Annotated in this window: 24 protein-coding genes, 1 tRNA gene and 1 pseudogene; 13 read left to right on the forward strand and 13 right to left on the reverse strand. The window is 60.1% G+C overall.

Going from position 1 to position 23685, the window contains the following annotated elements; all coding sequences use genetic code 11:
* Positions 1 to 16: 16 nt before the first annotated feature.
* Positions 17 to 448, forward strand: coding sequence for a flagellar basal body-associated FliL family protein (locus PG896_RS11700; protein WP_010672440.1), 432 nt, complete (start codon positions 17 to 19; stop codon positions 446 to 448).
* A 56-nt stretch (positions 449 to 504) separates the two neighbouring features.
* On the forward strand, positions 505 to 675 hold the full coding sequence (locus PG896_RS11705; RefSeq protein ID WP_201872732.1) for a hypothetical protein: 171 nt from the start codon (positions 505 to 507) through the stop codon (positions 673 to 675).
* A 57-nt stretch (positions 676 to 732) separates the two neighbouring features.
* Here PG896_RS11705 and PG896_RS11710 read toward each other — a convergent pair whose 3' ends face one another.
* The 3 genes from PG896_RS11710 to PG896_RS11720 all read right to left on the reverse strand — a co-directional run bounded on the left by PG896_RS11710 (position 733) and on the right by PG896_RS11720 (position 2650).
* Positions 733 to 1077, reverse strand: coding sequence for a DUF2799 domain-containing protein (locus tag PG896_RS11710; RefSeq protein ID WP_372587649.1), 345 nt, complete (start codon positions 1075 to 1077; stop codon positions 733 to 735).
* Between the two features lie 162 nt (positions 1078 to 1239).
* Positions 1240 to 1362 (reverse strand): hypothetical protein, encoded by a 123-nt coding sequence (locus PG896_RS11715; protein WP_010672437.1) that lies wholly within the window; start codon positions 1360 to 1362, stop codon positions 1240 to 1242.
* 265 nt (positions 1363 to 1627) lie between these two features.
* The gene (locus tag PG896_RS11720; RefSeq protein WP_041212112.1) at positions 1628 to 2650 is read right to left on the reverse strand and encodes a LacI family DNA-binding transcriptional regulator; all 1023 of its coding nucleotides are present in this window, start codon (positions 2648 to 2650) and stop codon (positions 1628 to 1630) included.
* 252 nt (positions 2651 to 2902) lie between these two features.
* Here PG896_RS11720 and PG896_RS11725 point away from each other — a divergent pair, with 252 nt between their 5' ends.
* From PG896_RS11725 to PG896_RS11740, 4 genes are all read left to right on the forward strand, one after another.
* Positions 2903 to 3346 (forward strand): PTS sugar transporter subunit IIA, encoded by a 444-nt coding sequence (locus tag PG896_RS11725; RefSeq protein ID WP_005307534.1) that lies wholly within the window; start codon positions 2903 to 2905, stop codon positions 3344 to 3346.
* 32 nt (positions 3347 to 3378) lie between these two features.
* Positions 3379 to 3666, forward strand: a complete 288-nt coding sequence (locus PG896_RS11730) for a PTS sugar transporter subunit IIB (RefSeq protein WP_161470367.1) — start codon at positions 3379 to 3381, stop codon at positions 3664 to 3666.
* Positions 3667 to 3726: 60 nt separating this feature from the next.
* On the forward strand, positions 3727 to 4983 hold the full coding sequence (locus PG896_RS11735) for a PTS ascorbate transporter subunit IIC (protein ID WP_011704190.1): 1257 nt from the start codon (positions 3727 to 3729) through the stop codon (positions 4981 to 4983).
* A gap of 215 nt (positions 4984 to 5198) precedes the next feature.
* Positions 5199 to 6248 (forward strand): glycosyltransferase family 9 protein, encoded by a 1050-nt coding sequence (locus tag PG896_RS11740; RefSeq protein ID WP_210538303.1) that lies wholly within the window; start codon positions 5199 to 5201, stop codon positions 6246 to 6248.
* Positions 6249 to 6269: 21 nt separating this feature from the next.
* Here PG896_RS11740 and PG896_RS11745 read toward each other — a convergent pair whose 3' ends face one another.
* From PG896_RS11745 to rfaD, 7 genes and pseudogenes are all read right to left on the reverse strand, one after another.
* Complete coding sequence (locus PG896_RS11745) at positions 6270 to 6965, reverse strand: glycosyltransferase family 32 protein (RefSeq protein WP_119197083.1); 696 nt, start codon at positions 6963 to 6965, stop codon at positions 6270 to 6272.
* Positions 6962 to 7693 carry a glycosyltransferase family 25 protein gene (locus PG896_RS11750; protein ID WP_042864640.1) on the reverse strand — a complete coding sequence of 244 codons (732 nt, stop codon included), beginning with the start codon at positions 7691 to 7693 and terminating at the stop codon, positions 6962 to 6964. Before PG896_RS11750 ends, PG896_RS11745 begins: the two co-directional genes overlap by 4 nt.
* Complete coding sequence (locus tag PG896_RS11755) at positions 7674 to 8996, reverse strand: O-antigen ligase family protein (RefSeq protein ID WP_270835743.1); 1323 nt, start codon at positions 8994 to 8996, stop codon at positions 7674 to 7676. Before PG896_RS11755 ends, PG896_RS11750 begins: the two co-directional genes overlap by 20 nt.
* A 22-nt stretch (positions 8997 to 9018) precedes the next feature.
* Positions 9019 to 9690 (reverse strand): annotated as a pseudogene (locus tag PG896_RS11760) (polysaccharide deacetylase family protein); the annotation flags it as partial.
* On the reverse strand, positions 9642 to 10169 hold the full coding sequence (locus tag PG896_RS11765) for a hypothetical protein (RefSeq protein ID WP_234887991.1): 528 nt from the start codon (positions 10167 to 10169) through the stop codon (positions 9642 to 9644). The pseudogene PG896_RS11760 and the gene PG896_RS11765, both read right to left, overlap by 49 nt.
* 21 nt (positions 10170 to 10190) lie before the next feature.
* On the reverse strand, positions 10191 to 11309 hold the full coding sequence (locus PG896_RS11770; protein WP_161470364.1) for a glycosyltransferase family 4 protein: 1119 nt from the start codon (positions 11307 to 11309) through the stop codon (positions 10191 to 10193).
* Complete coding sequence (gene rfaD, locus PG896_RS11775; RefSeq protein ID WP_010672430.1) at positions 11306 to 12262, reverse strand: ADP-glyceromanno-heptose 6-epimerase; 957 nt, start codon at positions 12260 to 12262, stop codon at positions 11306 to 11308. Before rfaD ends, PG896_RS11770 begins: the two co-directional genes overlap by 4 nt.
* Before the next feature lie 154 nt (positions 12263 to 12416).
* Here rfaD and PG896_RS11780 point away from each other — a divergent pair, with 154 nt between their 5' ends.
* The 5 genes from PG896_RS11780 to PG896_RS11800 all read left to right on the forward strand — a co-directional run bounded on the left by PG896_RS11780 (position 12417) and on the right by PG896_RS11800 (position 18610).
* Complete coding sequence (locus PG896_RS11780; RefSeq protein ID WP_052815559.1) at positions 12417 to 13061, forward strand: TetR/AcrR family transcriptional regulator; 645 nt, start codon at positions 12417 to 12419, stop codon at positions 13059 to 13061.
* Between the two features lie 183 nt (positions 13062 to 13244).
* A complete protein-coding gene (locus PG896_RS11785; RefSeq protein WP_270835742.1) occupies positions 13245 to 14435 on the forward strand; it encodes a glycine C-acetyltransferase in 1191 nt (396 codons plus the stop codon).
* A gap of 89 nt (positions 14436 to 14524) precedes the next feature.
* Positions 14525 to 15550, forward strand: coding sequence for an L-threonine 3-dehydrogenase (gene tdh, locus PG896_RS11790; RefSeq protein ID WP_113978939.1), 1026 nt, complete (start codon positions 14525 to 14527; stop codon positions 15548 to 15550).
* Between the two features lie 219 nt (positions 15551 to 15769).
* Positions 15770 to 16222 (forward strand): c-type cytochrome, encoded by a 453-nt coding sequence (locus PG896_RS11795; protein WP_045522541.1) that lies wholly within the window; start codon positions 15770 to 15772, stop codon positions 16220 to 16222.
* Between the two features lie 84 nt (positions 16223 to 16306).
* Positions 16307 to 18610: a putative bifunctional diguanylate cyclase/phosphodiesterase gene (locus PG896_RS11800; RefSeq protein ID WP_223924699.1), complete on the forward strand. Its 2304-nt coding sequence runs from the start codon at positions 16307 to 16309 to the stop codon at positions 18608 to 18610.
* Here the strand turns inward: PG896_RS11800 and rep are convergent.
* Positions 18597 to 20609 (reverse strand): DNA helicase Rep, encoded by a 2013-nt coding sequence (gene rep, locus PG896_RS11805; RefSeq protein WP_103858496.1) that lies wholly within the window; start codon positions 20607 to 20609, stop codon positions 18597 to 18599. The genes PG896_RS11800 and rep overlap by 14 nt on opposite strands.
* Before the next feature lie 152 nt (positions 20610 to 20761).
* On the opposite strand from rep, the gene PG896_RS11810 reads away from it, so the two are divergent.
* Positions 20762 to 21982 (forward strand): cysteine desulfurase, encoded by a 1221-nt coding sequence (locus tag PG896_RS11810; protein WP_223924698.1) that lies wholly within the window; start codon positions 20762 to 20764, stop codon positions 21980 to 21982.
* A gap of 13 nt (positions 21983 to 21995) precedes the next feature.
* Positions 21996 to 22430 carry a SufE family protein gene (locus PG896_RS11815; RefSeq protein WP_103260989.1) on the forward strand — a complete coding sequence of 145 codons (435 nt, stop codon included), beginning with the start codon at positions 21996 to 21998 and terminating at the stop codon, positions 22428 to 22430.
* Between the two features lie 21 nt (positions 22431 to 22451).
* On the opposite strand, the gene tcdA is transcribed toward PG896_RS11815, so the two are convergent.
* A complete protein-coding gene (gene tcdA / locus PG896_RS11820; RefSeq protein WP_201891191.1) occupies positions 22452 to 23288 on the reverse strand; it encodes a tRNA cyclic N6-threonylcarbamoyladenosine(37) synthase TcdA in 837 nt (278 codons plus the stop codon).
* 147 nt (positions 23289 to 23435) lie between these two features.
* Positions 23436 to 23512 (reverse strand) — tRNA-Asp (locus PG896_RS11825).
* Between the last annotated feature and the right edge of the window lie 173 nt (positions 23513 to 23685).

Below are 23685 nucleotides of genomic sequence, written 5' to 3' on the forward strand. Positions count from 1 at the left end.
CTGCCGAGCCATCCAGATGAAGATCTTCAGAATTCTGCTGCTGTCCCTGGGTTGTACCCTCTTGAATACGCAGGCCTTCGCCAACGAGGAAGAGGCCACCGATCCCGCCTCCTCCGCCGTCCAGCCGGGATTCGCCTATCACGCACTGGATCCGGACATCATCACCAACTATCTTGGCGACGGCAAAACCCTCGGCTATGTACGGGTGACGGTAGAGCTGATGGCCACGGACGCTGCCGACCTCAAGTTGCTGGAGCAGCACGACCCCCTGATCCGCGACGCCATCATCCGGCTGATTGGCAGCAAGACGGGCGCACAGATCAAGTCCCTGGTGAACCGGGAAGAGCTGCGCAAGGAGTGTGAGGCCAAGGTCAACGAACTGCTGGTCAAGGAGACGGGCAAGAAGGCGGTCCGCGAGCTCATCTTCACCAAATACCTGTACCAGTAACCACACCGGGAGGGGTCCTGCCCCTCTCACCCGTTGCATTCACTGTCGAGGACGTCATGGGTCACAAGACGCTGTGTGAGTGGCGCCGTCACGAGATCCCCGCCGATCTCAAGACGCTGCGCAAGATTGTGCGCAAACCCAAATTCGTGTGTGGCAAGTGTGCCCGCAGCGCCAATGACAAGGATTACCTGTGCCAGCCGCTGCGGCTGAAGAATAAAGAAGGGTAGCTCCCTCTTCTCACGAAGAGGTTCACGCAATATTTCAGAAGAGAGAGGAAGGCTGATTTATTGATCAGTCCAGCCATGGCGACCCTGTTCAAACAGGCGACGGGCCTGCACGTCGTTGGGACAGACGCCGCGATACTCCTCTCCCGACCGTCCTGCCAGATAGAGATGCTCGGGTCGGCAATACCAGGCCAGCCCCTTCTGGCGACCCTGCTCCCAAAGGGCAAGGTCCACTTTTTCCCCGCACTGGGTCTGGTGAAAAGCCACCCGATCGCCAGCAAAACCGAGCTTGCCGTCCGCCTCTCCCACATCGCTCCACACCTTCTCGCAAGGGTCGTCGGAGTTGGAAACACAGCCCCCGAGCAGGGCGGCACAAAACATGATGACGAGTGAGCGCATATTCATCCTTGGCGTCGTTGGAATCTTTGTTGAGCCGCTGCCTGCCTCGTACAGCGTCATTTGAGCAGTTCATTCTAACCAGCCCGCCCCGTTCTCACCAAGGGCTGCCCCCCTCGCCACACAAAAAATCGGGCGGGCACCAGGCCCGCCCTCAGGCGTTACAGGGAGTCACTGATCGTCGAGAGGGTCATAGTCCTGCCAGCTCTCGTCATCCAGCTCCTCCAGCTCGTCTTCCCAGGATTCCGGCTCCCAGTCATCATCGAGATCGAAATCAGGCGTCTGCGTACCCATGCTCATTCTCCTTGGATAGTGCACCGGCCTACAAAGTCTATCCAGAATAATGGGGCTCGCCAGTGGTTCCGATCAGAGCTTTACCAAGGTGCAGCCAGCCACCTGGAGTCATGGCTCCGGTGGCATCCACGCTCTGCTCCAACCCGGTGACAGACCGGGCGAACACGTCGGCTGGCAGTGCCCGCGCAGGACGACGGTGCACCGACCGGGTCTTAGGTCACAACGCCTTGAACATGCTTGCCTCGCCCTGTCGTGGCATCGCTCGTCAGGTGCTCTGGCGCTTTTGCAATTGAAAATCCAGGGCGAGGCTCATGCCGGCCACCTCCTCGCCCGCCAACTGGCGCAGGATCAGCTCCGCCGCCTCCCTGCCCATCTGGTGATAGGGGATCCTGACCGAAGTCAGCGCAGGATGACAGGCGCGCGCCACATCCAGATCGTCGAAACCGGCGATGGCGAGCTTGCCCGGCACGCTCAGATGGCGGCGCTGGCATTCGAACAGCACCCCGGCCGCCAGCTCGTCGTTGACGCAGATCAGCGCATCCAGTTCGGGCCAGCGCAGCAGAAACTCCCCCAGCATGGCCGCCCCCGTGCTAAAACTCGGCAGCTCAGAGGTATTGATGATGGCGTCCGGAGAGAGGTAGTTGTCCAGCAGCGCCTTCTGCCAGCCCTGCATACGCTGCTGCAGCATCCACTGCTCCTGGCGGGCACAGAGAAAGCCGATGTTGCGATGACCGCGCTCGATGAGGTGGCGGGTCAGCTGATAACCGGCATCGAAGTTGGAGACCCCGACGTTCATGTCGATGGGATGGCGCGCCATGGCTCCCACCTCCACCACCGGCAAGCGAGCCGCCTGCAGGCGCTGCCGGATGACCTCCCCGGGATCCCCCCCAAACAACACCACGGCCGCCGGATTGTGCTGCAGGAAATTGCTGAGCAGGCTGGCCTCCTGCTGCTTCAGGTGCTGGGCATCCCCCAGCATGATCTGATAGCCCTCGGCGAGCAGGGTCTGCTGCAGCCCGGCAATCATGTCACCGCAAGCGCGTTCCGCCAGGCTGGGGACGATGACCACTATGGTCTGGGAAGTGGCGGACGCCAGCGCCCCCGCCGCCCGATTGGGGATATAGCCGAGTTCATCCACCGCCGCCTCGATGCGCTCGCGCATCTTGTCGGACACCAGCTCGGGGGTGCGCAGGGCGCGCGACACCGTCATGGCTCCCACGCCAGCCAACTGGGCCACGTCGTTGAGGGTCACCCGACCCGTGCTGCGGCGTTTTTTCGCTTCTGACATCCTTTCCCTTCCTCGGCATGCGGGCATTCACTTTAAGGCAAAAGCGGGGCACTGACTATTTGCTCAAACCGGATTTTACCTTCTTTGAGGCCGATAAGGGGCAGGATGAATCCCTCCTGTGAGAGAAATGATAGCGCTATCACAGATCAATGTTAGCGCTATCTGGTAGCGCTAACTTTCGGGATCAAGCTCACAGTTATCAAGGGGCAAGATCGCTAGATTGGCGCCATCCTATCCAGCCCGGACACTGCCATGCTGACCCAATTGCTGACCGAGGAGGTCATTTCCATCGAAGCGGGCGCCCGCGACTGGCGCCACGCCATCGAGCTGGCCACCGCCCCCCTGCTGGCCAACGGCACCATAGAGCCTTCCTATGTGGCGGCGCTCTATCGCTCCCACGAGGAGCTCGGCCCCTACTACGTGCTGGGACCGGGCCTGGCCATGCCCCACGCCCGCCCGGAAGACGGCGTCAACCGGTTGGGACTGGCGCTGACCGTGCTGAAGGAGGGGGTCAACTTCGGCTCCGAGGGCAACGACCCGGTGCGGCTGCTGGTCACCCTGGCCGCCAGCGACAGCAACTCCCACGTGGAGACCATCGCTCAGCTTGCCGAGCTGTTCATGAATGAAGAAGACGTGGCGGCCATCATGGCGGCCACCAGCAAAGACGACATCCTGCGCATCCTGGCGCGTTATTGAGCGGCGCCCTGCGCCCGACAGAGGAAGAGAGCATGAAAATTCTGGTTGTATGCGGACACGGCCTGGGCACCAGCCTGATGATGGAGATGAGCATCAAGAGCATTCTCAAGGAGCTGGCCGTGACGGCCGAGGTGGATCACCGGGATCTCGCCTCCGCCGGCAGCGAGAGCGCCGAGATCTTTGTCGCCACCCGCGACATCGCCGAACAGCTGGTCAGCATGGGTGTCAACGGTCGGCTGGTATCGCTGGACAACATGGTCGACAAGGCCGCCATGAAAGAAAAACTCGCCATCGCCCTGCACGAGCTGGGCGCACTCTAACCCCTTTGTGACTGTCTGGGCGGCTGGTGAGCCGCCGCTTCCATCTGCTTGGAGCTGACCATGGAATTTTTCAATTTTCTGATGTTTGACGTGCTGTCGGAGCCGGCCGTGCTGGTTGGCCTCATCGCCCTCATCGGCCTGATCGCCCAGAAGAAACCGGTGACCGAGTGCATCAAGGGCACGGTCAAGACCATCATGGGCTTCGTCATCCTGGGGGCTGGCGCCACCCTGGTGGTGAACTCCCTTGGCGACTTCGCCACCATCTTCCAGCACGCCTTCGGCATCAAGGGGGTCGTCCCCAACAACGAGGCGATCGTCTCCATCGCCCAGCAGTCATTCGGCAAGGAGATGGCGATGATCATGTTCTTCGCCATGCTGGTGAACATCCTGATCGCCCGGCTCACCCCGTGGAAATTCATCTTCCTGACCGGTCACCACACCCTGTTCATGTCGATGATGGTGGCAGCCATCCTCTCCGCCGGCGGTATGAGCGGCATCCCGCTCATCGCGGTGGGCAGCCTGGTGGTCGGCGTCACCATGGTGCTGTTCCCGGCCCTCGCCCACCCCTACATGAAGCAGATCACCGGCTCCGATGACGTGGCACTCGGCCACTTCTCCACCTGCTCCTACGTGCTGGCCGGCTGGATCGGCGCCAAATTCGGCAACAAGGCCCACAGCAGCGAAGAGGTGCAGGTGCCCAAGAGCCTGCTGTTCCTGCGCGATACCCCGGTGGCCATCTCCTTCACCATGGGCATCATCTTCCTCATCACCTCCGCCTTCGCCGGCCCCGAGTTCGTCGCCAGCGTCGCCAAGGGCAAGCACTGGTTCATGTTCTCCCTGATGCAGTCCATCACCTTCGCCGCCGGTGTCTACGTCATCCTGCAGGGGGTGCGGATGGTCATCGCCGAAATCGTGCCGGCCTTCAAGGGGATCTCCGACAAGCTGGTGCCCAACGCCAAGCCGGCGCTCGACTGCCCCATCGTCTTCCCCTATGCCCCCAATGCGGTGCTGATCGGCTTCCTGTCGAGCTTCGCCGCCGGTCTGGTGGGCATGGTGCTGCTCTACCTGCTGGGGCTCACCGTCATCATTCCAGGCGTCGTGCCGCACTTCTTCGTCGGTGCAGCGGCCGGGGTGTTCGGCAATGCCACCGGCGGCCGTCGCGGCGCTCTACTCGGTGCCTTCGCCAACGGCCTGCTGATCACCTTCCTGCCGGTGTTCCTGCTGCCGGTACTGGGGGATCTCGGCTTTGCCAACACCACCTTCAGCGATGCCGACTTCGGTGTGGTGGGGATCCTGCTCGGCCTCATCGTACGCTGATCACTCTTCCCCATCGGGGGCATGGCCAGCGGTGCCATGCCCCCGCTCATCTTCCCGCACTGCCAGCCGGGCCCCACCAGCCCGAACAACGTCGAAAATATGTGCAAACACAGTGCGTTGGATCGGATTTTCACCCCATAGCGGCAGCATCTGACAGGGGAGTACGATATGCTGATGCGCTGACGTTCAACCCGACCTCGCTCGAGACCCTTTCCATGAAATACCTGGTAGTACAAACCAAACAGATAGGAGATGTGCTGATCTCCACCTCACTGTGCAACAACCTCAAGCAGCACGACCCTGCCGGGGAAGTTCACTATCTGGTCATGGATTACTGCGCGGGCATGGCAGAGGGAAACCCCAACATCGATCGGTTGATCGTCATCGAGAAGGCGCGCCGCAACGAGTGGCGCTACATGAAGGATTTGCTGCTGGGCATTCGCCGCGAGCGCTACGATGTGGTGATCAACAGCCAGGGCCAGATGATAGGCCTGCTCACCTGCCTCTTCTCCGGCGCCCGCCTGCGGATCGGCTTCGACTCTTTCCCATGGCGCCTGGGCCACAACCGCATCGTGCGCTTTCGCCATGACACCGAGCATCAGGGCAACAGCACCCTGGTGGACGACCGATTTTCACTGCTCAAGCCCCTCGGCCTCGCCAGGGAGGATCGCAACTACTATCTCTGGCTCAGCGACGGGGAGAGACAACGGGGGCGCGAGACCCTGCTGGCCGCTGGCGTCGACCCGACCCGGCCACTCATCGCCATGGGAGTGAACTCCCTCGGTCACTACAAGCGCTGGCCCATCGACTGCTTCGCCAAAGTCGCCCAGTGGCTCATCGAGGAGCACAATGCCCAGATACTGGTCTATTGCGGACCGGGGGAAGAGGAGTACAACCGGGGGCTGAAGCCGCTGCTGCCAGAAGCGCTGCAGGCCAGCGTGTTTGACCATGTTCAGACCCGCTCGGTACGGGAGCTGGTGGGGCTCTTCGCCCATTGCCAGCTTTTCGTCGGCAATGACACCGGACCGCGCCACATGGCGCAGGCGCTGGATATCCCCCTGCTCACCATCGTCTCTCCCCTCGGACACTCCGCCATTGCCAATCCCGTCTCTCATCCCCGTTATCGCTTCGTCGACACGGGTCGTCAGGATCCGCAGCAGGAAATGCGCGAGGTACAGATGCAGCTGGATCAGCTTTGGAGTCAAGTCACACCCGTCACCGGCAAGCAGGCAGATGGAGACATGGCTCCCCTGCCCACTGTCTAGCACGGTGATGCCATATCGCCGTCATTTGCGCAGGCGGAAGAACTCCTTCTGCCATTCATAGAGATACCCTGACCAGCCTTTGGCCTTGGCACGCAGGAACACAAGACCGGATGAGCGTTTCCAGCTGTGCTGGAACCAGTGGGTCATGTAGCGCTCTGCCGCCGGCTCGAAATGAATCGCCTCCCCCTGGTAGTTGTAGAAATAGTGCTCGGGGGCGATCAGGGCGGTATCCCCTGATGATGCCAGCTTCTCCGAGACCAGGTGTGTCATTATCTCCGGCCCCATGTACATGGGAGAGGACATGATCTCCTGTTCATAGAAGCGCACCAGTTCGGACAGCATGGCCGAATCTTGTCTGGCGTAGATGACCGCGGTGCCGATCAGCCGATCGGATTCGTAGCCAACGCCAAAGGCCACGGACTCGAAGAGCGGGAAGGGATCCTGGTTGATGGTAACATCGGTATCCAGATACAGACCCCCTTCCTGAGCGAGGATCTTGAGCCGCAGGTAATCGGTCACGAAGGCCAGCAGGCCTCGCCGGTAGCACTCCCGGGCAAAGGTGCACTCCTGTATCCAGCGTTTGACCTGCGGATCCGTGTCCAGCCAGAGCTTGTAGTCGTAACCCTGCTTGCGCCAGTCATCGATACACACGTGCGCCAGAGGAGGCAAGCGGCTGCCGAGCCAGATGGCGTGAATGGTTCTGTTGGTCGCACTCATGCCTTGCCCCCCGCCTGTTTCATGTTCCACAGGGCCATCCTGACGAAGCGGTAGAAGCGATAGAGTTCACGGGTCAACTTGAATCCCAGCGGAACTTTCTTCAGCACGACCTGATTCTGGATGTCGCTGCCCATGTCCCGCGGACTGTAGATGGCATAGGGAATCAGGCCGGTACAGATGAGCCCGGTGCGATAGGACTCACCGATGAAGTTGTCGACCGAACAGAGCCACCGCTGGCTGTGGGCCAGCAACCGGCGGGCCCCTTGGGGAGAGATGCTGTATCCCGTGGTCCAGCACGAGTTGTTGTGCCAGAACATGAGCTGCATGTTGTCCACTGTAGTCAGGGCCGTGGCGGTACCGATCTGGGGTTCCACCTTCACGTACTCGTACTGTTCGTGGATCTTCGGCAGGGTACCCACCACCTCTTCAAAATACTGGGTGGGCAGGAAATCGTCTTCCAGGATGAGGATGGGCTCGTCGAGCTCGACACACTTCTCCCACAGCAGATAGTGGCTGGCATAGCACCCCTTTTCCCCGGGCGTCAGCGGTCTGCTGCGAAACCGGATCCTGTGCTGATCATCCGGCAGGGCCTGCAGCCGCTCGGGCAGCCCCTCAAAGCCGTTCACTGCGCTGAAAAATTCGAAGGGGATGCCTCTGGCAGAGAGCACAGACTCGACACGACTGCGCCGCTCGACAGCCCTGTCCAGACTAATGACGTAAATTTTCATGACCTTCCTTTCCAAGCCTGTTCAGTTCCCAATGCAATGCGGTCGAGTAGATGGCGCCCATGAAGACGCTGAATACCCACTGCCCGGAACGCATGTAGAAGAATGATTCGAAGTTGTTGATGATGAGCCAATAGAGGATGAAGGAGATGGCCAGCATCTTGATGAAACGGGACGAAACCGGACAGCACAGCACCTGGCGGAGCACCGAGAAGAGCGTGCCATACAACACCAGGAAACCGGCTACCCCCCAGCACACCAGTGTTTCCATGTTGGAGTTGTGCAGGTGACGAAACTCCCGGGTAATGTAGTCAGGCAGCGTCTTGGAGAGGGTGATCACCAACGACTGGCTACCATAGCCTGTCCCGAAGAAGGGGTGAGCCAGGAACCACTGGATGGCCTCCAGCCAGGTCTTCAATCGCACCCCGATGCTGAAGTTCCGTACCTCGTTCCAGTTACCCGTCAGGATGGCATGCACATCCCCCTGATGCACGAAGCCGGCCAGCAACCGCTCCCGGATGAACGAAACCTGATAAAGCGCCAGCATGGTCATCAGCAAGATGGCGTAGGTCAACACCACCTTGCGCCTTGGCCAGTGCTCTCCTCCCCCCAGCAAGGGGAGGATGGCCAGCGAAGCCGAGATCGCCAGCCAGGACTGACGGGACTGCAGAATGACGGAGAAGACCCCGAACAACAGGATGCCGAGCAGGATCCCGGCATTGCCCAGCGACAGCTTCCTGAATTTCGAGGTAAGCAACAAGAGCACAAAAAACAGGAAGCAGGCACCCGCGATCAGGGAGCCGTGCTGTGCATTGCGGTAATTGAAATCTACCCTGGCCCCATCAAGACCTGTCTCGACGATGGAGAAGAAGGAGGAGTGATAGGCAAAGGTGAAAATGACACCGAGGCAGAAGGTCAGCAGGGTGATGACGATGCGGCGCGGGTCCCCCTTCAGCCAGTAGGCGAGACCAAGGAAGAAGAAGAGGTATGCCATCGACTTCACAGAAGGGTATTTGAGGGCATAGTCGGGCACGAACTGTCTGGATGCGACCCAGCTCAGGCTCTGTACCACCAAGGCCAGACAGAGCAGTTGAAAGATCCTGTTCCTTGTAAAGAAGGCCCTCTCCACATAGAAGGCCATCAGGGTGGCCAACACTATGATGGACTGGCAGACGTCGGCGATCAGCTGAATTGAATCCTTGAACAGGGTGTAACCCAGAATATTCAGGAAGATGAAGTTGCCGAACGCCTGGCCGTGAAAGATGCGGAGAAAATAGTCACTCGTCGATGAGTCATGATCTGTCATACGGAGCAAGGTGTATTCCCTGTCAGGTTTTTCGGAAGACATAGTTGCCACGGATCTTGCGCCACAGACCGAACATGTCTGTGCGGGGGAAGATGGCGATCCGGCGGATCTGGAACGGATCCCGGTGCATGGCTCTGGGGCCGCTGTTGGTGGCCACAGCATAGCGATAACCGGCGGCAACGGCCTGGGATTTTGCACTGTCGTTCAGATCCCCGTAAGGATAGGCAAACGAGATCAGGGGATGGCCGAGCAGCTGCTCCAGCCAGGCCTTGTTGGCCTGGATCTGGTGGGCCTGCTCCTCTGGGGGGAGCGTACTCAGGCGGGGGTGAGTCAGGGTATGGCCCCCGATCTCCACATGACCGGAGGCCACCAGCGCCTTGATCTCCTCCGGGGTCATCAGGGTCACCGGGGTATCGGGGTGGGTCGGGTGCTCCACATCCCAGCGATTGTGATCCTCACCGGTCACCACATAGACCACCGCCTTGTAGCCATACTTTTCCAGCAGCGGCAGCATGCGGGTGAGGTTGTCCCGATAGCCGTCGTCCACGGTGATCATCAGGTACTTCTTGCCGTACTGCAGCCGGTGGATGAACCCGTTCTCCGCCAGGTCGGCAAATGTCAGCGTCTCGTAGCCCAGCCACTTCATCAGCTTGAGGTGCTTCTCGAACATGGCGACCGGGAGCCAGGTGCCATGCTGATGTTGCCAGCCTGAATAGGCATGATATCGCCAAATGCTCTTTCCATTCCTAGATAGAACTTATCGTAAATCGCGATGGAGCCAGCAATACAAGCCCCCACTGCAACCCCAAAAATCAGGCTAACGAGACGAACAGGATACCGAGAGAGCAAAGGTAAGGTAATTGCCGCCATTAGGACACGACTGGGACGATCGAATTCACGTAACTTGCCATCATCCAGCCATATAGAGAGGCCTTGCACAAAAACGTAAGCGAAAAAAATCAATGCCAATATTTTTACTTCCCTTGGCATATTCACCCAATAAAATGGCCGCCAACAAACTGTGATACTTGCTAGTAGTAATATAGCAGGCCCGTAGGAATACCCACTGGGAATGGTTAATGCTAATGCGCCAAATAAAAATGCAGACACCTGAACCAGGTTGTGAAGAATATTTATACGCAACGGCAAAATAATAGGGCTCGCCAATATCATGAAAGTGTATTCCTAGAAAAGTCATCTTTGCCGATAGTGCATACACAAGGCTTTCAGATGCTGAGACATATCAAATTCTTGCTCGGCCCGCTCGCGAGCCAATTTCCCCAGGCGATCACTTAATTCAGGATCTCGCAGCAGTACCTTGATCTGCGCAGCGATAACTTGCGGTTGCAATGGCTCGGCCAATAAACCCACACCACCAAGCACCTCTGGCACGGCACCGGTAGTGGCCCCGACGATCGGTTTACCGGCGGCCATCGCCTCGATCACGGTGAGGCCAAATGCCTCGTTATGAGAAGGAATGACCACCACATCCATCGCCTGCAACATACGGGCGGTATCTCGCCGGAAGCCGGAAAAATGCACGACACCACCGAGTTGCCGCTGGGTAATGTCGCACTCCAGCTCAGTGACGAAGGGCTCATCAGCCCCCTCGGTGGCAAGCGTCCCCCCCACCAGCAGCAGTTGAAGGTCGGGGAATTCGGTACGCAGCAGGGCAAAGGCCTCAAGCAGCTCACGCTGCCCCTTGCCGGGACTGAAACGGCCGACCATCCCGATCAGCGGGCCAGTGGGAATACCCAGCTCACCGCGAATAAGGGCTGGCTCTTCCTCGCAAGAGGTCAACTCGGTGCCCAGCCACAGCCGCTGAATACGCTCTGCGGGGAGCGGCAAGGCGGCGCGATTGCGCCTCAGTGTCTCGTCGCTGATGGAGAGCACCCTATCGACCTTGCCGTAGATCCAGCGATGCAACGGATCCTTCTTAGGTCGTTTTGAGCCCATATGCTCGGTGAAAATGAGGCGAAACGAGGAAATAGTGCCAAGTAATGCGGCCAACAGCAGATCGCTGGACTTGTGGCAGTGCACGATCTGGATGCCGCTTTGCTTCATCCAGCGCAGCAGCGCAGGCAGGCGCAAGATGGCCTGATTGCGTGATGCCGCCTCAAACACCTCAAAACCAGCGGCCTTCATATCTGAGGCAACTCGACTACCTGCCAGTGCCAACCCGAACACACGCCAACCTCGCTCTACCAGCCCCTTGCCGACCCGGATAGGGTACATCTCCAACCCCCCCCAACCCTGAGAAAGGCAGATCTGCAATACACTACCCGGCGCAACCACATTTGCCGGAGCGTTCATCGGTTCAACCAGGCCATGTAATCGGCCACGCCTTCGGCCACAGTCTTGAACTCGCCGTCATAGCCGACGCCGCGCAACTTGGTGAGATCCGCCTGGGTGAAGCTCTGGTAGCGACCCTTGAGGTGATCCGGGAAGGGAATGTATTCGATGGCGCCTTTCTGGTGATGCCTGATCACGGCTTCCGCCACGTTCTGGAACGGCTCAGCCCGGCCGGTGCCGCAGTTGAAGATGCCGGAGTGCTGCGGATTCTGCCAGAACCAGAGGTTCACCTTGCAGACGTCGTCCACGTAGATGAAGTCGCGCATCTGGCCGCCATCCGGGAAGCCGTCACAGCCCTCGAACAGCTTGGGATTGTCACCCTGCTTCACCTGGGTATTGAGGTGGAAGGCCACGGACGCCATGGAGCCCTTGTGCTGCTCGCGGGGACCATAGACGTTGAAGTACTTGAGACCCACCACCTGGGAGTTGATCTCCGGCATCCAGCGACGCACGTACTGATCGAACAGCTGCTTGGAGTAGCCGTAGACGTTGAGGGGCTGCTCGAACCGGGGATCTTCGATGAAGTTGTCGTTGCGCCCGCCATAGGTCGCGGCGGAAGAGGCGTAGATGAAGGGGATTTCCCGCTCGATGCAGTAGTGGAACAGATCCTTGGAGTACTCGTAGTTGACCTCCATGATGAACTTGCCGTTCCACTCGGTGGTCGCGGAGCAGGCGCCTTCGTGGAAGATCACCTCGATGCCGTCATCCCACTCCTCGAATTCGTCACCGGAGACGATCCGCGCCTGGAACTCGTCCTTGTCCATGTAGTCGGCGATGGTGAGGTCGACCAGGTTGACGAACTTGGTGCCGTCGGTCAGGTCATCGATGACCACGATATCGGTCCGTCCTTGAGCGTTCAGCTGCTTGACCAGATTGCTGCCGATAAAGCCAGCACCGCCAGTTACTACGATCATGGAGTTTGCCTCGCGTACGTTGTGGCCCCGTGTGACTGCCTGTTAAAGCTGTGTATAGTGGGCCAATTTGAAATTGCCGAAAAGTTTATCACGGGCCGCAAGGGGATTCGACCTCGATGACTTTTCCCCTTCGGGCCCGGCAGAGGGACCAGCGATGAAGACCAGAGACAGGATCATCCACAGCGCCACCGAGCTGTTCAACGATCAGGGCGAGCGCAACATCACCACCAACCACATTGCCGCACACCTTGGCATCAGCCCGGGCAACCTTTACTACCACTTCAGAAACAAAGAAGACATCATCCACTCCATCTTCGATCAGTACGCCCGCCACCTGAGCGACAGCTTCACTCCGATCCGCAGCAGCGAGATCCGGCTGGAGGATCTGATGGGCTACCTGGATGCCATCTTTTATTTGATGTGGCAGTTCCGCTTCTTCTACGCGAACCTGCCGGACATCCTGAGTCGCGACGAGCTTCTGCAGCAGAAATACCTCAAGGCACAGGAGCAGCTCCGTGCCACCGTGGAGACGCTGCTCAGAAGCCTGCGCGAAGGCGGTATCATCGCCGTCAGCGATGAAGACCTGCCGGATCTCGGTCAGACCATCAAGATGGTCGTCACCTGCTGGATCCCGTTCCAGATCGCCCAGGCCCCGGCCACCCGCATCACCAAGCCCCTGCTCTACCAGGGGGTCTTGCGGGTGCTGTTTTTGCTGCGCCCCTACGTGCAGCCACAAGTGGCCCCCCAGATACATCAACTGGAGCAACATTATCTCCAACTGGCCCAACCAGCCGGGTGAGATCTGTTTCACAATTGTTGATTATCAGCATAAAAATTTGAATTTATACGCAGGGATTACAGTAAAATGTTGCCCATTCTAGGGTCTGTCGGCGTTTCGTCGCGACCGTGACAACGCCGAACCGTACGGGTTGCACGGCCCGGGATCCTGATAACACAGTCGATACAGCAATGAGGACCGAGGATGTCTAACGGATTCTATCGTCACCTGACCGAACAGCTCGAACAGGTCAAGGCGGAAGGGCTATACAAGCAGGAGCGCATCATCACCTCGGCCCAGCAGGCCCAGATTGCGGTGGGCGGCGAGCAGGTACTGAACTTCTGTGCCAACAACTACCTGGGGCTGGCCAACCACCCCGACCTGATTGCCGCCGCCCATCAGGGGCTCGAGAGCCACGGCTTCGGCATGGCCTCCGTGCGCTTCATCTGCGGTACCCAGGACCAGCACAAGGCGCTGGAGCAGAAGCTGTCCGCCTTCCTCGGCACCGAAGACAGCATCCTCTACTCCTCCTGCTTCGACGCCAACGGCGGTCTGTTCGAGACCCTATTCGGTGCCGAAGACGCCATCATCTCCGACGCCCTCAACCATGCCTCCATCATCGATGGGGTGCGGTTGTGCAAGGCCAGGCGCTATCGCTACGCCAACAACGACATGGCCGAACTGGAAGCCCAGCTCAAGCAGGCCGATGCCGACGGCGCCCGCTTCAAACTGATCGCCACCGACGGTGTCTTCTCCATGGATGGCGTCATCGCCGACCTCAAATCCATCTGCGATCTGGCCGACCAGTACGATGCGCTGGTGATGGTGGATGACTCCCACGCCGTCGGCTTCATCGGTGAGAACGGCCGCGGCACCCACGAATACTGCGAGGTGATGGAACGGGTCGACATCATCACCGGTACCCTGGGCAAGGCGCTGGGTGGCGCGTCCGGTGGCTACACCTCCGGCAAGAAAGAGGTGATCGACTGGTTGCGTCAGCGCTCCCGTCCCTACCTCTTCTCCAACTCCCTGGCACCCTCCATCGTCTCGGCCACCATCAAGGTGATCGACATGCTGGCCGAGGGTCACGACCTGCGTGCCCGCCTCAAGGAGAACAGTGCCTACTTCCGCGAGCGCATGAGCGCCGCCGGCTTTACCCTGGCCGGTGCCGATCACGCCATCATTCCGGTCATGCTGGGGGATGCCAAACTGGCCGCCGAGATGGCGAGCCGCATGCTGGACGCCGGTATCTACGTGGTGGGCTTCTCCTTCCCCGTGGTACCCAAGGGTCAGGCGCGCATCCGGACCCAGATGTCCGCCGCCCATACCCGGGAGCAACTGGACAAGGCGATCGATGCCTTCATTCGCATCGGTCGCGAGCTCGGTGTGATTTGATCACATGGCTGGCTGATTAAAACGGGGGCCAAGGTTGGGCCCCATTTTATTACCCTCTGTACCCGGCATGGCGCCGTGAGGAATCTGTCATGAAAGCACTCTCCAAACTCAAATCCGAAGTCGGCATCTGGATGACCGATGTCCCGGCTCCCGAGCTCGGCCACAACGATCTGCTCATCAAGATCCGCAAGACCGCCATCTGTGGCACCGACATGCACATCTACAACTGGGACGAGTGGGCCCAGAAGACCATTCCCGTCCCCATGGTGGTGGGGCATGAGTATGTGGGAGAGGTGGTCGCCGTCGGCCAGGAAGTGCGCGGCTTCGCCATCGGCGATCGCGTCTCCGGCGAAGGCCACATCACCTGCGGCCACTGCCGCAACTGCCGTGCCGGTCGCACCCACCTGTGCCGCAACACCATTGGTGTGGGTGTGAACCGCCCGGGATCCTTCGCCGAATACCTGGTGATCCCGGCCTTCAACGCCTTCAAGCTGCCGGACAACATCCCCGATGAGCTGGCCGCCATCTTCGATCCGTTCGGCAACGCCGTGCACACCGCCCTCTCCTTCGACCTGGTGGGTGAAGACGTGCTCATCACCGGCGCAGGCCCTATCGGCATCATGGCCGCTGCCGTCTGCCGTCACGTTGGCGCCCGTCACGTGGTGATCACCGACGTCAACGAATACCGGCTGGAACTGGCCCGCAAGATGGGCGCCACCCGTGCCGTCAACGTGGCCAAGGAGAAGCTCTCCCATGTCATGGAAGATCTCGGCATGACCGAAGGGTTCGACGTGGGGCTGGAGATGTCCGGGGTGCCCAGCGCCTTCCAGGACATGATCGACAAGATGAACCACGGCGGCAAAATCGCCATGCTCGGCATTCCTCCCTCCACCATGGCCATCGACTGGGGCAAGGTGATCTTCAAGGGACTCTTCATCAAGGGGATCTACGGCCGCGAAATGTTCGAAACCTGGTACAAGATGGCAAGCCTCATCCAGTCTGGCCTGGATCTCAGCCCCATCATCACCCACCATTTCCATATCGATGACTTCCAGCAGGGCTTCGAAGCCATGGGCTCGGGCAAGTCCGGCAAGGTGATCCTGAACTGGGATTGACGACACGCGAGGGGCGCCTGGGCAATCAGCGCGCCCTCTCTTGTTCAGCCTCATGAAACCCGGCGCATGCCGGGTTTTTTTATGTGGGATCACCCCTTCCCGCTCTGCCACTTTGTTTGCAGATTGCTTAACACTTCACACACAAGCGTTTAAATGGCTGTAACTATTCGGTTATAATCCCGTCGTTTTCTGGGGATAATAAGAGCCTGCTGGGAGTACATGAGCGTGTTGAAAAAACTGAGCTATTTGCTGGCTGCCGGGATGGCGGCCGCCACTCTGTCCGGCGCCGTCCTTGCCGCCGATGACATGTCGACAGAGGCCATCGCCGAGCGTATTGCCCCGGTTGGCCAGGTTTATACCGCCAAGGATCTGGAAGGCATTGCGACAGCTGCGGCGGCGCCTGCGACAGCCTCCTCCGGCCCCCGTGACGGCGAAACCGTGTTCAAGGGTGCCTGCTTCGCCTGCCACGATACCGGTGCCGCCGGCGCCCCCAAGCGAGGTGACAAGGCCGCCTGGGAGCCACGCATCGCCCAGGGCTTCGACACCTTGCGCAAACACGCCATCGAAGGCTTCACCGGCAAGGCTGGCATGATGCCACCGCGGGGGACCTGCGCCACCTGCAGTGACGAAGAGATCGAGAACGCCATTCACTACATGATCGACAAGCTCTAAGTAATTGAAAGGGCTCCTCTTGCAGCCCTTTCAATCCCATCACTTCCGACTACGCTTGAAGGTAAGTTTTTTCGGGAGTGTTGCATGTCAGTTCAGCCCACCACACCGCCAGACTCGCACTCCTTGCTGGCGGTCGTCTCCTCCATCATGGATTTTCCCGCCCCCGGCATTGCCTCCCCCGAGGATTACGCCCGACTGGTCGGTCTGCTGGACACACTCTGCCCTCTGCAACATTTCGCCATGCTGGGGCTGGCCGACGGGGGGCTGAACTGGCGCTACACCTATCAGCTTCCCGACGTGTTCAAGCAACAATTGGGACGGGAAGAACCTCGCCTCACCGAACAGCTCACCCGGCTCGATGAAGGTCAGGGCTGGTGCGTGCAGCCTGTGGAGCATATCGACGTGCAGTGGTTGTTGGCACGCAGCACCCCGGAGCAGGCACCCACCCTGAGGCTGCTGCTGGAGTGCCTGGCCAAACGCCTGCACGAAACCCAGACCGGTACCCAGCTGGCGGGGCAGGCCTCCCCTCTCATGCAGCGGGATCCCCAGTGGCAGGAGAAAATCGAGAAGATCGGCCGAGTGATGCGCCTGGCTCACAACCTGCCTCAGCATGCCCTGTTTGCCCAGTTGGAAGCTGTGTTGCGCCAGATGCTCTCGGTCAGCGACATGTTGCTGATCCGGCTGGAAAACCAGCGACTGGAGCGACTCTATCCACCACACCTGACATACGACGATGACATCATTCGGGCCATGTGCCACAGCACCAACAGCGTAGAGCGCCATGAAGAGGGGCTTTACTGGTACAGCCTGCCCCTGCGCCAGCAGCAGCAATACTTTGCCCACCTCATCCTCAACATGACCCGGCCTCTGGAAACCGATGACAGGCTGTTCCTCGATTTCCTGCGCCATCAGCTGACCCTGTTGCTGGAGCTCAAAAGGGTGCGACAGCAACTCGATGAGCTCAACTCGGAGGAGTCCATCAACCAGCGACTCCAACAGCTGCGCCAAACCAACTTGAGGTTGCAGAAACGGCTCAAGCATCATCAGGAGCTGGAGCGGCGGCTCCAGTTCAATGCCCTGCACGACCCGCTGACCCAGTTGCCAAACCGGGCGCTGCTGATGAATCACCTGCATCATGCCATGACCCGCTACCGCCGTTACCAGACAGCCGGCTTCACCCTGATTTTCGTCGATGTGGATCACTTCAAGCAGGTCAATGACGCCCTGGGCCACAGTGCCGGCGATCAGTTGCTGCAGGAGCTGGGCAGCAGGCTGCAAGGCTGCATCCGGCAAAATGACATGGTGGCGAGGCTCGGAGGGGACGAATTCGTCATCTATCTGGACAACAGCCAGCGGGAAGAGGACATCAGCCCCGTGCTCAATCGCCTGATTGGCCGTATCGGCCATCCGTTCCGGATCCAGGGCAACGAACTGACCATCACCGTCAGTCTGGGGGTCGCCAGCGTGACGGAGCAAACGGCCGATGTCAGTGAACTGCTGCACCAGGCAGACCTCGCCATGTACCAGGCCAAGCGCAACGGTCGCAGCCGCATCGTCATGTATTCGGAGGCCTGTACCGAACAGGCGGGGTCACCGGAAGAGCGGCTCTTCAGAGCCTTGCGGGAAGGGCGGATTGTGCCCTACTTCCAGCCGGTGATCAGGCTGTGTGACAGCCGCCTGGTCGGACTGGAGGTGATGGCGCGCTGGATAACGGAGGAAGGGGAGCTCAAGGATGCATTCGACTTCATTCCTCTGGCGGAACAGTGCGGCCTCATTCAGGATCTGGACCGCCAGATCCTCAAGCGCACCTGCCAGCAACTGAAGCTTTGGCAGCCCGCCTCCGGGGTCGGTCGTTTCAGGATAGCCATCAACCTCTCCGGCAAGCACCTGGCCAGCCACGAGCAGATCATGCAACTGCTCACCATCATGGAGGAGGAGGGTGTCATCCCCGCATGTTTCATCTTTGAGTTCAACGAACGCGAGCTCTCCCGGCAGAGTGCCGACTCCCTCACAGCCTTGCATGAACTGAGGGCGAAAGGGATCCAGGTCAGCCTGGATGACTTCGGCACCGGCTTCTCTTCTCTCAACGCCCTGTTTCACTTCCCAGTGGATTACATCAAGGTGGACGACAGCTTCACCCATCGCATGTTGAACTCACCCAAGGATCTGGCGCTGATCCGCGCCATGCGGGACATCTGCCAGGACCTCGACTTCACCCTGGTGGTCGAGGGGATCGAAAATCAGCAACAGTTGCAAAAGCTCATCGAGCTTGGCTGCGCCCTCGGGCAGGGGCGCCACATCTCCCCCCCGCTGCCGGGAGCCGATATTCCCCCCCTGCTGGGTCAGGCCGCCCGAGAGGCCAAGCCTTCCGGCCTCAATCCTTCTTGAACAGGGCCCGCAGGTTGGCGACACCAACCTGCCCCTTCTGCTGGCGCTCCTCTGCCGTCACCTTCTTCTGGTTTTCCCACTCCAGGTCATCCTGGGGCAGCTCCAGCAGGAAGCGGCTCGGCTCCGGCCGCACCGACTCGCCAAACTGGCGACGCTCCTTGCAGAGGGTAAAGGTCAGCTCGGTCTGGGCCCGGGTAATCCCCACGTAGGCGAGGCGTCGCTCCTCCTCCACGTTGTCCTCGTCGATGCTGGTCTGGTGCGGCAGTAACCCCTCCTCCATTCCCACCATGTAGACATAGGGAAACTCCAGTCCCTTGGAGGCGTGCAATGTCATCAGCTGCACCTGATCCGCCTCATCCTCCCCTTCGTTGCGCTCCATCATGTCCCGCAGGGTGAGGCGAGTCACCACCTGAGCAAGCGTCATCGACTCCTCCAGCTCATCCCCCTCCAGCATCTCGCTGATCCAGCGATAAAGGGTGGAGACGTTTTGCATCCGCATCTCCGCCGCCTTCGGACTGGGGGAGGTCTCATAGAGCCACTCCTCATAGTGGATCTCCTTGATCATGTCCCGCACCGCCTCCACCGGATTGCCGCGCAGCGCCTGATCGCCGAGCCGTACCAGCCAGTTGGTGAAGGCCTGCAAGGCGGATAGACCGCGCCCGGAGAGGTGTTGCTCCAGCCCCAGCTCGAAGCTGGCGGCAAACAGGCTCTTGCCGCGCTGGTTGGCGTACTGGCCCAGTTTTTCGAGGGTGGTGGGGCCTATCTCGCGGCGCGGCAGGTTGACCACCCGCAGGAAGGCAGTGTCCTCGTCCGGGTTCACCAGCAGCTTGAGGTAGGCCATGATGTCCTTGATCTCGGTGCGGGAGAAAAATGAGGTACCGCCGGAGATACGGTAGGGAATGCGGTTGGTCATCAGCGCCTTCTCGAAGATGCGCGACTGATGGTTGCCCCGGTAGAGGATGGCGTAATCCTTGAAGCGGGTGCGGTTCATGAACTTGTGGCCCATCAGCTCGGCGGCGATGCGCTCCGCCTCGTGCTCCTCATTCTTGGCAAACAGCACCTTGAGCTTCACCCCTTCATCGAGCTCGGAGAAAAGCGCCTTGTCATAGACGTGGGGGTTGTTGGCGATCAGGATGTTGGCGCACTTGAGGATGCGCCGCTTGGAGCGGTAGTTCTGCTCCAGCTTGATGAGCCGCAGATTGGGGAAATCTTCGTTCAGCAGCACCAGGTTCTGCGGCTTGGCACCGCGCCAGGAGTAGATGGACTGGTCGTCGTCCCCCACCACGGTGAAGCGGGCCCGCTCGCCGACGATCTGCTTCACCAGCTCGTACTGGCTGGTATTGGTGTCCTGGTATTCATCGACCAGCAGGTAGCGGATCTTGTTCTGCCAGCGCTCGCGCACCTCCTGGTTGCTCTTGAGCAACAGGGTCGGCATCACGATGAGGTCGTCGAAATCCAGCGCGTTGTAGGCCACCATCTGGCGGTGGTAACGCTCATAGAGCTGAGCCATCAGCACCTCTTCCGGCCCGCGGGCGATGCGCATGGCCCGGGCAGGCAGGATGAGGTCGTTCTTCCAGTTGGAGATCTGGCTGATGAGGGCCGAGAGCTTGTCCTTGTCGTTGTCGAGCTCTGCCTCGGTCAGCTCCTTGAGCAGCGCCAGCTGATCGGTGTCGTCGAACAGGGAGAAGTTGACCTTGAGGTTCAGGCTCTTGTGCTCGCGGCGAATGATCTCGAGCCCCAGGGTATGGAAGGTGGAGACCATCAGCCCCCGCGCCTCCTTGCGACCCAGGGTCTGACCGACCCGCTCCTTCATCTCCCGCGCCGCCTTGTTGGTAAAGGTGACCGCCGCTATGTTGCGTGCGTTGTAGCCGCACTGCTGCACCAGATAGGCAATCTTGTTGGTGATGACGCGGGTTTTGCCCGATCCGGCACCCGCCAGCACCAGGCAAGGGCCGGAGACATACTTGACCGCTTCGTTCTGATTGGGGTTGAGCTTCATGGGCCGGATCTCTTGGCTTATGATGAGGGGCGGCATTGTAGCAGAGATCCCGCGGGCAGCCGAAACCGGGCACGGGATCCCGCCACTTCATCTTGTGTTTGCCCGCCATTTTCCGGATCATGACCGACTTTTCCAGACGAGATGAGGGGAGCATGAATCAGCAACAGCACGCCCGGCTGCGCGGCCAGTTTCCGGCCTTGGCGCAGGAGGTGAACGGCCACCCTCTGGTCTATCTGGACAACGCCGCCACCACCCAGAAACCGCAAGCCGTGCTGGATGCGATCAATCACTACTATCGGGCCGACAATGCCAACGTGCACCGCGCCGCCCATGCCCTGAGCGGCCGGGCCACACGCGCCTTCGAAGATGCCCGTGAGACGGTTGCCCGCTTTATCAATGCCTCTCGCAGCCACGAAGTGATATGGACCCGTGGCACCACGGAGGCGATCAATCTGGTGGCACAGAGCTGGGGGATGAGCGAGCTGAGGGCGGGGGATGAAATCGTGCTCAGCACCCTGGAGCATCACGCCAATATCGTCCCCTGGCAGCTGGTCGCCCAGCGTACCGGTGCCGTCATCCGGGTCATCCCCCTCGATGAGCGGGGCGATCTCGATCTGGCCGCCTATCACGCCATGTTGGGGCCACGGACCCGACTGGTAAGCGTGGCTCACGTCTCCAATGCCCTTGGCACCGTCACTCCAGTCAAAGAGATGGTGGCAGCGGCCAAGGCGGTCGGGTCCCTGAGTCTGATCGACGGTGCCCAGGCAGTGGCTCACCTGGAGGTAGATGTGCAGGCCATAGGTTGCGACTTCTACGCCTTCTCCGGTCACAAGCTCTATGGCCCGACCGGCATCGGTGTGTTGTGGGGCCGCACCGAACTACTGGAGCGGATGCCGCCCTGGCAAGCGGGAGGCGAGATGATCGACAGGGTCAGCTTTGCCGGTACCACCTTCAACACCCTGCCCTTCAAATTCGAGGCAGGCACCCCCCATATTGCCGGCGCCATCGGCCTGGCCGCAGCCATCGACTTTGTGATGAAGCAGGACAGGGACTCACTGGCCAGCCATGAAGCAGCGCTGACCGACTATCTGGTTGCCGGACTGCAACAGGTGCCGGGGCTGCGTCTGGTCGGCGAACCCGGCCAGCGCGCCGGCGCCGTCTCCTTCCTGCTGGAGGATATCCACCCGCAGGACGCCGCCACCCTGCTCGACATGCAGGGCATAGCCCTGCGGGTCGGCCATCACTGCGCCATGCCGCTGATGGAATCGCTCGGTGTCGGCGGCACGATGCGCGCCTCGCTGGCCTGCTACAACAATCGGGACGATGTCGACGCCCTGCTGGCCGCCCTGCACAAACTCCGTGATTTCTTCTAAGGCAGACAATCCAATGAACAGCCTCGCAACCTATACCCCCATAGGCCTTGAGCCCGACGCAAATAGCATCCGTCAGCAGTTTGCGGCAGCAAACGGCTGGGAGAACCAGTACCGACTCATCATCCAGCTCGGCAAACAGCTACCTGCACTGCCCGGCGAATGGCAGCAGGAGGAATTTCGCCTCAAGGGGTGTGAAAGCCAGGCCTGGTTGAAGGGTGAGAAGAGCGAGGATGACCGTTGGCACTTTGCCTGCGACTCCGATGCCCGCATCGTGCGTGGACTCATCGTCATCGTGCTGGCGGCGCTCAATCATCAGACTGCCAACGCTATCCAGGCTTTTGATATGGATACTTATTTCAGCGAACTGGGGCTCGAGAAACACCTGAGCCCGTCGCGAGGCAACGGGCTCAGGGCAATCGTGTTGGCAATCCGGGAGCAGGCTGCCTAACCCACCTTGTACAGTGGTCGATCAGGCTTCGCCAATCGACCCTGCGTCTTCATTTCCGGCCTCTTTCTCGGCGCGGGCTCCCCGCTCGGCAATCTTCTTCAATACCCGGGACGCGGCAACCAAGCCAAAAGTGGCCGTCACCGGCGTCACGGCACCGAAGCCGGAGGCGCAATCCATCCTCATATTGCCGTCGCTGGCCGCCTTGGCCTGGCAGGTGCCGCCATTACCATCCGGATAACTCAGCTGCTCGGTTGAGAAGACACACTCCACCCCGAATTTGCGCGCCGGATTCTTGCTGAAGTTGTGCAGTCGGCGCAGGTCGGAGCGCACCTTGGCGGCCAGCGGATCCTGAATGGTCTTGGCCAGGTCGGCCACGGTGATCTGGGTCGGGTCCATCTGCCCGCCGGCACCGCCCGCCACGATCACCGGGATCTTGTTGCGCTTGCAGAAGGCAATCAGCGCCACCTTGGCCTTGACCGAGTCGATGGCATCTACCACATAGTCAAACTCCCGCTTGATATGCTCGCCCAGGTTGTCGGCGGTGACGAAGTCATCCACCTCGATCACCTCGCAATCCGGGTTGATGGCACGGATGCGCTCGGCCATCACCTCCGTCTTGAGACGGCCGACCGTGCCCTGCATGGCATGGATCTGGCGATTGGTGTTGGTGATGCAGATGTCGTCCATGTCGATCAGAGTGATCTGGTTGATGCCGGCCCGAGCCAACGCCTCGGCCGCCCAGGAGCCGACGCCACCGATCCCGACCACGCAGACTTTCGCCTGGCTGAAGGAGCCAAGGGCACGCTGGCCATAAAGACGGGCTATGCCCCCGAATCGCTGTAGATACTCTGCTTTCATACCACCACCTTGCTTGAGGGCGGCCATTATAGCGGCAACCTCTCTCAGGGGCGATGATCGGATGATGGTGGTGTTGATGTGAGGGGAAAAGGGTGCTGTCTCGGGAACGAAAAAAAGCCCAGTCGTTAGACTGGGCTTCTTAAGTAGTGGCGGAGCGGACGGGACTCGAACCCGCGACCCCCGGCGTGACAGGCCGGTATTCTAACCGACTGAACTACCGCTCCGCATTCGGTTAGCTTTCGCTAAATCTTTTGCTGCTTGTTTGTGAGGTGTCATCCTCGCAGCCGGTTATGTGATTCTTCACATCACCGTTTAATTGAGTGCCTGGCAGTGTCCTACTCTCGCATGGCGAATGCCACACTACCATCGGCGCTACAGCGTTTCACTTCTGAGTTCG

It is taken from the genome of Aeromonas sp. QDB30, from assembly GCF_027707645.1.
Classification (GTDB): Bacteria; Pseudomonadota; Gammaproteobacteria; order Enterobacterales; family Aeromonadaceae; genus Aeromonas; species Aeromonas caviae.

Excerpts from the sequence above, each read along its gene's own strand:
- PG896_RS11700 (WP_010672440.1), top strand. The coding sequence starts at position 17 with ATGAAGATCTTCAGAATTCTGCTGCTGTCCCTGGGTTGTACCCTCTTG.
- PG896_RS11705 (WP_201872732.1), top strand. The coding sequence starts at position 505 with ATGGGTCACAAGACGCTGTGTGAGTGGCGCCGTCACGAGATCCCCGCC.
- PG896_RS11710 (WP_372587649.1), bottom strand. The coding sequence starts at position 1,077 with ATGAATATGCGCTCACTCGTCATCATGTTTTGTGCCGCCCTGCTCGGG.
- PG896_RS11715 (WP_010672437.1), bottom strand. The coding sequence starts at position 1,362 with ATGGGTACGCAGACGCCTGATTTCGATCTCGATGATGACTGGGAGCCG.
- PG896_RS11720 (WP_041212112.1), bottom strand. The coding sequence starts at position 2,650 with ATGTCAGAAGCGAAAAAACGCCGCAGCACGGGTCGGGTGACCCTCAAC.
- PG896_RS11725 (WP_005307534.1), top strand. The coding sequence starts at position 2,903 with ATGCTGACCCAATTGCTGACCGAGGAGGTCATTTCCATCGAAGCGGGC.
- PG896_RS11730 (WP_161470367.1), top strand. The coding sequence starts at position 3,379 with ATGAAAATTCTGGTTGTATGCGGACACGGCCTGGGCACCAGCCTGATG.
- PG896_RS11735 (WP_011704190.1), top strand. The coding sequence starts at position 3,727 with ATGGAATTTTTCAATTTTCTGATGTTTGACGTGCTGTCGGAGCCGGCC.
- PG896_RS11740 (WP_210538303.1), top strand. The coding sequence starts at position 5,199 with ATGAAATACCTGGTAGTACAAACCAAACAGATAGGAGATGTGCTGATC.
- PG896_RS11745 (WP_119197083.1), bottom strand. The coding sequence starts at position 6,965 with ATGAGTGCGACCAACAGAACCATTCACGCCATCTGGCTCGGCAGCCGC.
- PG896_RS11750 (WP_042864640.1), bottom strand. The coding sequence starts at position 7,693 with ATGAAAATTTACGTCATTAGTCTGGACAGGGCTGTCGAGCGGCGCAGT.
- PG896_RS11755 (WP_270835743.1), bottom strand. The coding sequence starts at position 8,996 with ATGACAGATCATGACTCATCGACGAGTGACTATTTTCTCCGCATCTTT.
- PG896_RS11765 (WP_234887991.1), bottom strand. The coding sequence starts at position 10,169 with ATGATATTGGCGAGCCCTATTATTTTGCCGTTGCGTATAAATATTCTT.
- PG896_RS11770 (WP_161470364.1), bottom strand. The coding sequence starts at position 11,309 with ATGAACGCTCCGGCAAATGTGGTTGCGCCGGGTAGTGTATTGCAGATC.
- rfaD (WP_010672430.1), bottom strand. The coding sequence starts at position 12,262 with ATGATCGTAGTAACTGGCGGTGCTGGCTTTATCGGCAGCAATCTGGTC.
- PG896_RS11780 (WP_052815559.1), top strand. The coding sequence starts at position 12,417 with ATGAAGACCAGAGACAGGATCATCCACAGCGCCACCGAGCTGTTCAAC.
- PG896_RS11785 (WP_270835742.1), top strand. The coding sequence starts at position 13,245 with ATGTCTAACGGATTCTATCGTCACCTGACCGAACAGCTCGAACAGGTC.
- tdh (WP_113978939.1), top strand. The coding sequence starts at position 14,525 with ATGAAAGCACTCTCCAAACTCAAATCCGAAGTCGGCATCTGGATGACC.
- PG896_RS11795 (WP_045522541.1), top strand. The coding sequence starts at position 15,770 with ATGAGCGTGTTGAAAAAACTGAGCTATTTGCTGGCTGCCGGGATGGCG.
- PG896_RS11800 (WP_223924699.1), top strand. The coding sequence starts at position 16,307 with ATGTCAGTTCAGCCCACCACACCGCCAGACTCGCACTCCTTGCTGGCG.
- rep (WP_103858496.1), bottom strand. The coding sequence starts at position 20,609 with ATGAAGCTCAACCCCAATCAGAACGAAGCGGTCAAGTATGTCTCCGGC.
- PG896_RS11810 (WP_223924698.1), top strand. The coding sequence starts at position 20,762 with ATGAATCAGCAACAGCACGCCCGGCTGCGCGGCCAGTTTCCGGCCTTG.
- PG896_RS11815 (WP_103260989.1), top strand. The coding sequence starts at position 21,996 with ATGAACAGCCTCGCAACCTATACCCCCATAGGCCTTGAGCCCGACGCA.
- tcdA (WP_201891191.1), bottom strand. The coding sequence starts at position 23,288 with ATGAAAGCAGAGTATCTACAGCGATTCGGGGGCATAGCCCGTCTTTAT.